General features: G+C 60.7%; 16 protein-coding genes. All 16 read left to right on the top strand.

The features are described from left to right. Positions 1–326: 326 nt before the first annotated feature. The 16 genes from FFS21_RS21245 (at position 327) to FFS21_RS21170 (ending at position 9016) form a co-directional block, all read left to right on the top strand. Complete coding sequence (locus FFS21_RS21245) at positions 327–596, top strand: hypothetical protein (RefSeq protein WP_104670275.1); 270 nt, start codon at positions 327–329, stop codon at positions 594–596. A gap of 35 nt (positions 597–631) precedes the next feature. Beyond that, complete coding sequence (locus FFS21_RS21240; protein WP_137926704.1) at positions 632–2431, top strand: UvrD-helicase domain-containing protein; 1800 nt, start codon at positions 632–634, stop codon at positions 2429–2431. Positions 2432–2548: 117 nt separating this feature from the next. After that, positions 2549–2956, top strand: coding sequence for a hypothetical protein (locus FFS21_RS21235; protein WP_104670276.1), 408 nt, complete (start codon positions 2549–2551; stop codon positions 2954–2956). Between the two features lie 30 nt (positions 2957–2986). Next, positions 2987–3517 (top strand): hypothetical protein, encoded by a 531-nt coding sequence (locus FFS21_RS21230; RefSeq protein ID WP_104670277.1) that lies wholly within the window; start codon positions 2987–2989, stop codon positions 3515–3517. A gap of 57 nt (positions 3518–3574) precedes the next feature. Beyond that, entirely contained in the window at positions 3575–4138 is a 564-nt protein-coding gene (locus FFS21_RS21225) for a hypothetical protein (protein ID WP_225934801.1), read from the top strand. Beyond that, positions 4135–4755: a hypothetical protein gene (locus FFS21_RS21220; RefSeq protein WP_029309149.1), complete on the top strand. Its 621-nt coding sequence runs from the start codon at positions 4135–4137 to the stop codon at positions 4753–4755. Before FFS21_RS21225 ends, FFS21_RS21220 begins: the two co-directional genes overlap by 4 nt. After that, entirely contained in the window at positions 4752–5546 is a 795-nt protein-coding gene (locus FFS21_RS21215; RefSeq protein WP_029309150.1) for a hypothetical protein, read from the top strand. Before FFS21_RS21220 ends, FFS21_RS21215 begins: the two co-directional genes overlap by 4 nt. A 16-nt stretch (positions 5547–5562) precedes the next feature. Continuing rightward, positions 5563–5790, top strand: a complete 228-nt coding sequence (locus tag FFS21_RS32295; protein WP_017511123.1) for a hypothetical protein — start codon at positions 5563–5565, stop codon at positions 5788–5790. Positions 5791–5843: 53 nt separating this feature from the next. After that, the gene (locus FFS21_RS21205; protein WP_029309151.1) at positions 5844–6212 is read left to right on the top strand and encodes a hypothetical protein; all 369 of its coding nucleotides are present in this window, start codon (positions 5844–5846) and stop codon (positions 6210–6212) included. A gap of 81 nt (positions 6213–6293) precedes the next feature. Continuing rightward, complete coding sequence (locus FFS21_RS21200) at positions 6294–6521, top strand: hypothetical protein (RefSeq protein WP_029309152.1); 228 nt, start codon at positions 6294–6296, stop codon at positions 6519–6521. Between the two features lie 287 nt (positions 6522–6808). Then, positions 6809–7072 carry a hypothetical protein gene (locus FFS21_RS21195; protein WP_011229296.1) on the top strand — a complete coding sequence of 88 codons (264 nt, stop codon included), beginning with the start codon at positions 6809–6811 and terminating at the stop codon, positions 7070–7072. A gap of 60 nt (positions 7073–7132) precedes the next feature. Then, positions 7133–7696 carry a hypothetical protein gene (locus tag FFS21_RS21190; protein ID WP_029309154.1) on the top strand — a complete coding sequence of 188 codons (564 nt, stop codon included), beginning with the start codon at positions 7133–7135 and terminating at the stop codon, positions 7694–7696. Positions 7697–7828: 132 nt separating this feature from the next. Then, a complete protein-coding gene (locus FFS21_RS21185) occupies positions 7829–8035 on the top strand; it encodes a hypothetical protein (RefSeq protein WP_029309155.1) in 207 nt (68 codons plus the stop codon). A gap of 18 nt (positions 8036–8053) precedes the next feature. Continuing rightward, a complete protein-coding gene (locus tag FFS21_RS21180) occupies positions 8054–8485 on the top strand; it encodes a hypothetical protein (RefSeq protein ID WP_029309156.1) in 432 nt (143 codons plus the stop codon). Positions 8486–8535: 50 nt separating this feature from the next. Beyond that, positions 8536–8832 (top strand): hypothetical protein, encoded by a 297-nt coding sequence (locus tag FFS21_RS21175; RefSeq protein WP_029309157.1) that lies wholly within the window; start codon positions 8536–8538, stop codon positions 8830–8832. A 1-nt stretch (position 8833) separates the two neighbouring features. Further along, positions 8834–9016, top strand: coding sequence for a hypothetical protein (locus FFS21_RS21170; RefSeq protein ID WP_017511129.1), 183 nt, complete (start codon positions 8834–8836; stop codon positions 9014–9016). The last annotated feature ends 94 nt before the right edge of the window (positions 9017–9110 follow it).

The following is a 9110-nucleotide window of genomic DNA, read 5'->3' as shown; positions in this document are numbered from 1 at the left end:
GGGCTGGCGTACCTGGTGCCGTAGCCGCCGGCGCCGTGGGGGCGACGCCCGGCGAAGCCGGGCTGGGGTGTTGCCCCGGGGTAAATGTTTGGCCGGAGGGCTTCTCTTGGGCGCTCCCCTGTGGGTAAATGGTTGCCCCTGCTACCGGGTTCTATGACCGGCGCCGGTGAGTAAATGCTTGGCCGTATCTGTTTCGCTGGTCTGGGTGCGGTGTATGTTGGTGTTGCTATACCCATGTGTAACACGTATGCATAATCTGCTTGATTGATTTAAGTACTGTGCGTATGATGGGTATAAATGGTTGGCCACACATGAAGGGGTCTGAGATGCGTACGAAGGTGAAGGTTGGTCTGATGATTGGGGGTCTCGTCCTGGTGGCAACGGCGATCGTGCTGGCGCCCGTGCTGCGCGACCTCGCTTGGCTGAAGTGGACCCTGTACGTGTGCGCCGCACTGATGCTGTCCCCGCTGTTCATGAGCGGTCACGTGGACGTGCCCGACACCACCCCGGAAGATCCGACCTTCGAAAAGAATCGCATCGGCGATGCAAGGCAGGATGTCTGGGGGTTCAACGGTCAAGACAGCAGCAACGACTAAGCGCGGCGAAACTGGAGAGGATGAAAGGGGTAGAGATGAGCAAGGCTACGCACGAACAACTTACCGCGATCAACAGCGCCGTCCGTCGCCTGGTGGTCCAGGCCTGCCCGGGTGCCGGCAAGACGTTCACCCTGAGGGAGTACGCACTGGTGCGTCCCTCGGAGCGCATCCTGTACCTCACCTACACGAAGTCTCTCCAGACCGAAGCCGAGGGCAAGTTCCCCCAGAACGTCGAATGCCGCACCACTCATTCCCTTGCGTGGTCGTTCGGCCGTCGCTTCAAGGACGCCGGTAAGCTGGGCGACCTGCGCCCGAGCGACTTCGCCCGCGCCTTCGGCATCGAGATCGGCTTTGCCAGTATCCTGGTGACCACTGTCACGAGCTTTCTCTTCTCCGCGGATACCGACTTCGAACCGCACCATGTGCCGGACACGATCGCCGAGGCAGATGTCGCCGAGACCCTGAAGTGGGGCAGGCTCGCTTGGGAGGCCATGCGGGATCTCGGCCGCAAGAACGTTCCCATGCCCCATGACGGCTATCTCAAGCTGTTCCAGCTTTCGAAGCCGGACCTGTCGCGTCGCTACGATCGCATCTTGTTCGACGAAGGTCAGGACGCCAACCCGGTCACGACCTCGATCGTTCTTGCCCAGAATTGCCCTGTGGTGATCGTCGGCGACCGGTATCAGGCGATCTTTGCATTCCGGGGTGCCGTCAATGCCATGGACATGATCCAACCGGATGAAACGGTCTACCTCACCCAGAGCCATCGCTTCGGCCCTGGCATTGCCCGGCTGGCCACGATGCTCCTCTCCGCGTTCCGCGGCGAAGAGCGACCTGTGCACAGTGCCTTCCCGGATCGGCCGACTGGCTACACGGTCGACGTGTCCAAGCCGTACGCGGTCATCGGCCGCACGAACGCCAAGCTGTTCGACAAGGCTGTCGCCATGCTGGGCAACAAGCGACTGCACTTTGTCGGTGGGCTCAGTAATTACCCATTTGACAAGTTGGTGGACGTTTGGAGCCTGATGAGCGGCCAGCCGGCCGCCGTCAAGGACCAGCTGCTCAAGACCTTTGGTTCGCTGGAGAAGCTCGAGGAGTACGCGACGGGCGTTGACGACAAGGAAATTCTCTCCCTGATCGGTGTGGTGAAGGAGTACCGCAGCGCGATCCCATCGCTGGTCGAGAGGATCAAGGCGGAGGCAGTGGAACAAGCAGAGCACGCTGACGTTCTGCTCTCGACGGCCCATCGTGCGAAGGGTCTCGAATTCAGCCAGGTACTGCTGCTCGACGACTTCGAAGACTTCGTCACGGCAAATGGCGAGCTGCTGACTCTGGATACGCCCGAACTGGTCCAGGAACTGCACCTGCTGTTCGTGGCCCTCACCCGCGCCGAGGACGTTATCGAGCTCAACGCCCAGATGCAGGACATCATCGCGATCCTAGGGGATCGCGTGCCTGAAGCTCAGCCAACCCCGGGCGAGAGGAGCACCGAACAAGTGGGGGAGCAGCTTGGCCAGATTCCGGGTTTTGATTACGTGCCTGTTGTGTATACGTGTGATGTAGCGGAAAATGCCACGCGTGAACAAGATGCCCCGATGGTCGCGCTGGCGCAAGTGCCGGTTGGTGCTGGCACTGACATCGAGAAATCGGTGGAACTGGCGATCCTCCGGCAAGGCCTCCTTCACGTTCCGCGGCTGGCGCAAGAGGTTGGCGTGAGCCGCGAGATAATGGCGGATGTGATCGTCGAGATGATCCGGAAGGGTCTGCTGGCCGAGTCGCTCTTCCTGGGTAGCCCGGAGGTAGTCAGCCGTCTGCGGGTGGCGGTGGCGGCGTGATGGTTGCCCAGGACGGATGGCTGGGTGCGGCCCCTGCGTGGCGCCGCCATAGCCGTCGTGGCTCCTGAAGGCGGCACGTCTCATGTCGTTGGATTGGTCAAGTTTCGGAGAATTGGGATGATGATGAACAAGGTCCGAGCACTCACCGAGCAGCAGGCGAAAGAAGTCTGGGCGATTCTCGTGCGCTGCTGCGGCGCACGAGAGGGCGTCCCGACGGCCGCGATCTTTGCGCGGCTCATGTCCCGCTGCACAGTCCCCATCCGCTGGACGTTCGATAGCGCCAATGGCAGCGCGGTGTTCTGCGCTCCGGAGATGCGTGTCATCCCCCGGGTGTCCATTCCGACCGGCACCTGGGTTGCGATGCTCCTGCGGGCGAACGAAGAGATCCGTTCCATCGTGCCGGCCGGCGCAGAGATCGACTCCCACTCGCTGGCCGCGCTCGCTTCGTGTGACCGCACCCAGGCAGCGGCGTCACAGGACGCACACGGGGCAGGGGCTCAAGCCACTGCGCGCGTCGCAATCTGATTTTGACGTTTGGTCAAGAAACCAAGAATCATGAGCTCCATTGAACTTCATACACACCGCGGCCTGAAGTGCGTTCGTCTCGGCGGCGGCTGGTACTTCAATCCGAAGGTCAGCATGCAGGGCTTCTGCTACGTCGGCGATTCGACGGCACCCGATACCGAGATCGGCCCCGGCAGTCGCTACTACGGTCCGGACGTATGGGAGTCGAAAGACGGACCCATGTACGGGCGTGAACTGCTCAAGGTTCGCCCGGTGCACTGGGATGCATGGTTTGCCGGTCACCTCAACGAAGCATATGGCGGCGATCGCCAGTACGACCGCATGAAGGCGTGGCCTGCGAAACTAGAGCTCACCGATGCCGGGCGCGACAAGGGGCTCCACGAGCTGGATGGCCTGGTGGTGGGCAGCGAGGAAGAGTTCGTTGCTCGCCTGAAGTTCTTCGCCCAGGTGCCTGCCGTGGCAGAGCGCAAGTCGGGTGTCACCGAACAGAAGGGCGCTTTCCCGCGACCGAATCCAGTCGTGGCGGTCACGTCCGCTGCGTGGCTCGGCGCCCAGCTCTGACGATGGCACATCTGGATTCGACGTTTGGTCAAGTCGGCACGGGTTTGGGGGGATTCGATGGAAAAGCTTGATCACGAGCCATCGAGCCGCACGGCGCGGAAGGCGCAACGGCTGCTGTCATTGGATTTGCCAAGCGACGAGACCGCAGGGCGCCGAGGCGAATCGTGGAGCGCGGCCTACCCTGTCGAGCCTGACCCGGCGGCGATCGAGCTGGCAAAGGGGATTCTCGGTGCTCGATTCGAGGCCGACCACAAAGACCTGAATGCCATGCAGCGGGCCGCGCGAGATGCCGGGCTCGCGTTCGAGCTCACGCTCTTCGGCACGAATGCAGCGGATGCGAGATGCGTTGTCACTGAGGTGGCGGCATGGAACCTGCGCACTGCGCCGGCGGCGCGAATCCATCGACGGATTCGCGCCTTGTCGCGGAAGGTGAGCAGATCGGTCGCCGCATCGGTTGCTCGTGTAGACCCGACCACCCTGGGCGGCCGTGGGGCAGCCGGCCGTCAGCGCGATCACAGCCGCGCTGCAGAAGGCCGCGCCATCCTGCGCGGCCAGATCGCCCGGCTTGAGGCCGAACTCACTCGGCGAGCAACTGGATCGTCAGCAGACAACCAGCAATGATCGCCCGTACCCAATTCTGCGAGATCAACGGAGAACGAAGCATGCCGCACACCACGACCGAACGCCCACGCATCGACGCCCTGTATTTCCGTGAGCGCATGGACCGCGTGCTGGCCGGCATCCACCGTTACACGCCGGCGGAGCTCGCCCGCGAGCTGGCCCGCATGGCCATGGTCGCCGCTCCGGACATTGCCGTGAGGGAGATCGAAGAGCGCCGCGCGTCGATCGGTAGCGCCGCAGCGGACGCTCCGCCGACAGAAGCTTGCAGCGAGGACGGCGTGGCCACGACCGAGGCCGCGTGTGCCGATCCGAACGGCACCGCGCTGCGCAAAGCTGTTCTAACGGGTTTGGTCAAGCTGGGCCACAAAATCGACGATGACCGCGTCACCATCTACCGGGCAAAGGAGGATTCGGGCAACGCGCTTCACCAGGTCACCGAGGCGATCGTGAGTGCGGTGAGCGCCGTTCTCGCTCGCACGGATCTGGTATGCCGGCCGGCGTCCTACGCAAGCCTGTTTGAAATGGGCTTCGGCAATGCGGAGATCGTGGCGCTCTCCCGAGACGGGGAAAAGCAGGGCGCCGTACAGGCCGCGGCAGCCGTGGAGGCCGGACGATGAACCACAATCTTTCGCCGAAGCCAGTGCCGGCGATTGCCGTTCTGCGATGGGCACGACAGGCCGGGGACCTGATTCGTCGCGGCTTCATCGCCTGGGTGGCGCTGATGGCTGTGTTCTGCATCGCCGCCAGCCTGGTCCGGACATCCGTCGTGCTGGCCACCGTGTTGTCTTCGATGGCGTTCCTCTTTGGCATTCGCGTCGCTGCACTTGTTGACGACACATCGGAACGCACGATCGGTGAGATGGTGGGCGTGGTAATGGGCGGGTTTGGCGTGACACTGCGCTACGCGGGAGTTGTCGTACTCACGGTGGCCGTACTGAACGCGCTGCCGGCGCTGCTGCTCGGCAACATCACGGCCGCCTTGCGTCCATTCCACAACCCGGGCCTGCAGTCGATCTGGAGCGCCACCGACACGTTCACCGCGATCAACGAAATGTTCGTTCTGCCGATCGCAGGAATGCTGATGTTCCTGTGCTGCTTCATCATGCCGCTGGTGGCGTCGACCTTCCAGTACCACCTGATCAGCTTCTTTGGCGTCAACTGGCGTCAGGCCTACCGAACCGGTCGAGCGGGGCTGCCGCGCATGAACATCGGCGCCATCTTTGGCTTCTACCTGGTTGCCTTTGGACTTCTCGCCCTGACGGTCGCGTTCGCGCCGATCGCGGCGCCGGTAGTCTTCGCTTTCCTTTCCGCCTTCTCGTACGTCGCGTTCCGAGAGATCTATCTCGGAATCGGCACGAATCGGAAGGTCGCCCTGGCCGAGTTGCGTGCCGTGGCTTCCTTTACCTAACAAACAGGAGATCCTCATGCATGCAGGACAAGTCAGTATGTCCAACGGAGTCACCATCGACGTGGTGCAACAGGAAACCGGTGCCGTTTTGCTCGAGTTCGGACGAGCAGGGAACTACACGGGTTTGCTGATGGCGGGCAATACTCGTGACGAGGTCCTCGCCAAGCTGGGTGAGCTCACTGCCTTGGTCGCCGCTCTGCCGCAGACGGCGCAGGCGGAAGAGCCCGCTCTGGCCGGTGCCTGACGGCGGCCGGTCAACCACCAGAATCCAGAAGAGACCGCGCAAGGGAGCGGGCCATGGCCAAAGACGATTTCATCCGCATCAAGTACACCCGCGAAGTCGACGGGCGCAAGAAGCGCAGCTCGGTTTCCGTGGACCCAGACCTCTTCGAGATCTTTGCGAAGATCCGCGGCACTGTTCCGGCAGCTCGCGCAGTGCTGCGCGAATGGGCGGTTGCGGTCGACGCGGACCGCCAGTGGCAGGATGGCCTGGGTGTCGATGGCGGCATCGGCCTTTCTCGCATGGTGCAGAGGCGGATGTTCTCCGAGATCAACACGTTCGTCGACAAGGGCATGGTGGTAATTCAGAAGGAAGATGCGGATCTGCATCCGAATGCCCCTCGGCCGAGCAGGAGCAGTGCCCGCCGGCGGAGCGCCTCAGCCTGAGTGAATCTTCTCGGCTTGACAACATTTACCGCTCGCGTATTATACATACGTGTTATTATTCGATTGTCCTGGAGCATGACGATGAGTGCAGAGACGGGACGCCCGAAGCCTCCCCAGTTCGCTACCAAGGAGGCTGAGCTTCGCCACAGGGAATATGCCTGCCTCGCCAGGATCGAGAGCCTGCAACGCAAGCTTACTGAAGGGAGTGTCATTCCGGTACCGGAACTGCGCTCGTATCTGGCTACTGTGAAACTGGAGTTGAACAAGGTGCGTGCGAGCATGGCAGAAGAGGGGATCGCGGCCCTGTGACGCGCGATCTAATTAGCGCAGCAAACCATGAAAAAGTACGCTCCGGAGTTCTATCGCCGAAATTCAGTTGTACTGCTCGCGTTTGCGGTCATCGTGGCAAGCGTTGTAATGACCCTCGGCACTGCGCATCCACACTTTCATCCTGACGTGACATGAGCCTACAAGAACTAGCAAGCAAACCGGCCGGGCCGGACCAAATTGCACGAGCGCGAGAGCTTTGCGATAGGTCACTAGCGTTGACTGCCCGGTTGTCTGCGTTTATGCGGACGAACCCGACACGAGGGCAGATGCTCGACTTTCTCGAAGAGTTGAACAAGTCGGCAAAACAAACGGCGTACGAGGAAGGCATCAAGCGCATCTGTGAGGCGGTCGGCATCCTGGAGCCGTCTCCACAAGACAGGCTCATGGCCATGCAAGTAGGCATGCTTCGCGAGCAGAACGAGTTACTGCATCACATTGCAACCGGCGTTGGCGCGATTCCGAAAGACAAGCCACTTAGCTTCACCGGTGCGGTAGGCGCGGCGATTGTTGGCACCCTGCTCACACGTTGAGCCGTGCTCCGTCTGGCCTGCTCGTAATCAATCAAGTTGCTGTACCCATCTAAAGACATCATGGATTTGCTCTATCAAGTTTGGCCCCTCGCTTGCATAGCAGTGATCCAAGTGATCTTCGAAGTCTGCCTTCTCGGTGGGGAAAGAGCGTTTAAGTTCCTTGCATTGAAACTCGGCACTTTCAAAGCGCAGATGGTTGGGTTGGCGATTGCAGCAGCGTTGGCATTCCCGTGGCTACATCTGGTGCTCGCGTCGCCAGCCGAATGGCCGCAGCTGATCCCTGCTTGGTACGACGGAAGGGCGTGGTTTCTCCTGGCTGTCGGTCTAACGGCTATGTTCTACTTGGCCATGCGATTTCGAGCGTGGACTTTACTGATCCTTGCTGCGATTGCGATCAACCTCACCGCGCTGGTGACATGCTTGGTACTGATGCTCTCGAGCGCGATGCAGCCACAGTTTCGATCTGAAGTTCTTGGACTAGCCGCCCTCGTGTTGCCATTTATCGCCGACGCCAGAATTTGGTCGAGGACGTCCGGGACTTGCGATATTGAGCGCGACATTCTGATGGTCCTGCCGATGTTCGGAATTCTCCTCTCCTACTTGATGGTGCTCGGCAGCCGCTGAAATGCATGCTGCTAAACAAGCGAAAAGACGGAAGAGCAAGTCGCTGCAAGGTTGCGGTGCGTGACCCGCGTGAGGCAAACCAACAACGACTGTAGTCCAAGTACACACAATCGACACGTAAGTAATCGCGCAATGGCAACGCACATCGACAACGAAACTGCTGACCTCATCAATACTGTCGTGGACTTCGCGGCACAGTCGCGCAAGCAGTATGCGGACAGCAAGGAATGGACGACGACCGAGTCGCATGGATGTGAAACCATCCGTGTTCCTGTGGCCCTGCTGAACCGCATTCGCGACCTCGGCATCGCCATTCAAAGCGCAACCTCTCACGCCTAACCATCTGAGTGGAAGAAGATGACCAGCGAGATCAACATTTTTGGCGACCCGCCGACGCAGTCGGAGATTGACGGGAACCTCCGTGCAGACAGGAGGAGCCTTACGACCGGAGAGAAGATTGCACTTGGCCCAGGCGTACTAGGCCTTGAGGTTCTGGTCGGTGCGGCCGTCGACGCATTCAATGGTGAGTCCAACCGCATCACCGGGAAGAGCTCTCCGTGGGAAGCCGCTCCGGGCGCCATTGACTGGGACTGGTCCAAGTCGATCTTTGCCGAAAGCTACGCAAACAAAGTGCGTGCCATGAAGCGCGATCTGGTGCGATGTGAAGTGACAGCATTGACGCGCCAGTTCAACCTGGAGCAAAAGGCGATCTCTGCTGTGAAGGAAGCCGGGGCGGTCGCGGGAAGCATTGCTGATACGATTCTATCCAGCGTCGTCGGCAAGAAGTGATCACCAGGGGCGGCGCTTAGGCTGAGGGTCTCACCGGAGGGTGCTCAAGCATGGTCAATATCCTGGTTGCCGCTCTGGCAGCCTTTGGCGTTTCGGGCTGCATCGAACTTCCTGATTTCGGGGCGGAATCCGCCGCACGCGAGGTGGCACAGGCCTATATCAGCGATGTGACCGGCACCGACCCGGTCGCAATCAAGCAAAGTGTCCGGATAGCCGGTAGCAAGGCCTACGTTAGCGCCGAGCACGGCGACGGATTCAAAAGATGCGAGTTGGTTCTCAGACGGACCATCCAAGACAACAAGACGGGCTGGCGGGTCGAGCATGCGACTTGCGGCTACGCAACCTGAAATGCCAAAGAGAGAAATAGACATTCAAGACGTGCTCAGGGAGCAATTTGAGTCCGGCGAAGCGGTCCTGGTACTGCAGGCGGAAATGCCTGATGCGGCCCTCTTGTTGGCGATCAGAACAGCCCTTTCGTATGGCGCCGCATTCAAGGTGGTGCCGGGGCAGCAGCTGCGACAGTTGAACTGAGTGTCGGTGATCGCCGGGGCTCACATACCAGGAGAGCAGTGAGAATGATGGAAATGGCACATCGCGAAGCGGCACCTCACCGTCCGATCAGTTT

Source organism: Cupriavidus sp. 2SB (assembly GCF_005503625.1).
Classification (GTDB): Bacteria; Pseudomonadota; Gammaproteobacteria; order Burkholderiales; family Burkholderiaceae; genus Cupriavidus.
This window is presented reverse-complemented; position numbering and strand designations above follow the sequence as displayed.

Bases quoted from the DNA above. Each gene is read 5' to 3' on its own strand.
- FFS21_RS21225 (WP_225934801.1), top strand. From the start codon at position 3,575: ATGGAAAAGCTTGATCACGAGCCATCGAGCCGCACGGCGCGGAAGGCG.
- FFS21_RS21190 (WP_029309154.1), top strand. From the start codon at position 7,133: ATGGATTTGCTCTATCAAGTTTGGCCCCTCGCTTGCATAGCAGTGATC.
- FFS21_RS21205 (WP_029309151.1), top strand. From the start codon at position 5,844: ATGGCCAAAGACGATTTCATCCGCATCAAGTACACCCGCGAAGTCGAC.
- FFS21_RS21170 (WP_017511129.1), top strand. From the start codon at position 8,834: ATGCCAAAGAGAGAAATAGACATTCAAGACGTGCTCAGGGAGCAATTT.
- FFS21_RS21200 (WP_029309152.1), top strand. From the start codon at position 6,294: ATGAGTGCAGAGACGGGACGCCCGAAGCCTCCCCAGTTCGCTACCAAG.
- FFS21_RS21185 (WP_029309155.1), top strand. From the start codon at position 7,829: ATGGCAACGCACATCGACAACGAAACTGCTGACCTCATCAATACTGTC.
- FFS21_RS21245 (WP_104670275.1), top strand. From the start codon at position 327: ATGCGTACGAAGGTGAAGGTTGGTCTGATGATTGGGGGTCTCGTCCTG.
- FFS21_RS21235 (WP_104670276.1), top strand. From the start codon at position 2,549: ATGATGATGAACAAGGTCCGAGCACTCACCGAGCAGCAGGCGAAAGAA.
- FFS21_RS21220 (WP_029309149.1), top strand. From the start codon at position 4,135: ATGATCGCCCGTACCCAATTCTGCGAGATCAACGGAGAACGAAGCATG.
- FFS21_RS21230 (WP_104670277.1), top strand. From the start codon at position 2,987: ATGAGCTCCATTGAACTTCATACACACCGCGGCCTGAAGTGCGTTCGT.
- FFS21_RS21195 (WP_011229296.1), top strand. From the start codon at position 6,809: ATGCTCGACTTTCTCGAAGAGTTGAACAAGTCGGCAAAACAAACGGCG.
- FFS21_RS32295 (WP_017511123.1), top strand. From the start codon at position 5,563: ATGCATGCAGGACAAGTCAGTATGTCCAACGGAGTCACCATCGACGTG.
- FFS21_RS21215 (WP_029309150.1), top strand. From the start codon at position 4,752: ATGAACCACAATCTTTCGCCGAAGCCAGTGCCGGCGATTGCCGTTCTG.
- FFS21_RS21240 (WP_137926704.1), top strand. From the start codon at position 632: ATGAGCAAGGCTACGCACGAACAACTTACCGCGATCAACAGCGCCGTC.
- FFS21_RS21180 (WP_029309156.1), top strand. From the start codon at position 8,054: ATGACCAGCGAGATCAACATTTTTGGCGACCCGCCGACGCAGTCGGAG.
- FFS21_RS21175 (WP_029309157.1), top strand. From the start codon at position 8,536: ATGGTCAATATCCTGGTTGCCGCTCTGGCAGCCTTTGGCGTTTCGGGC.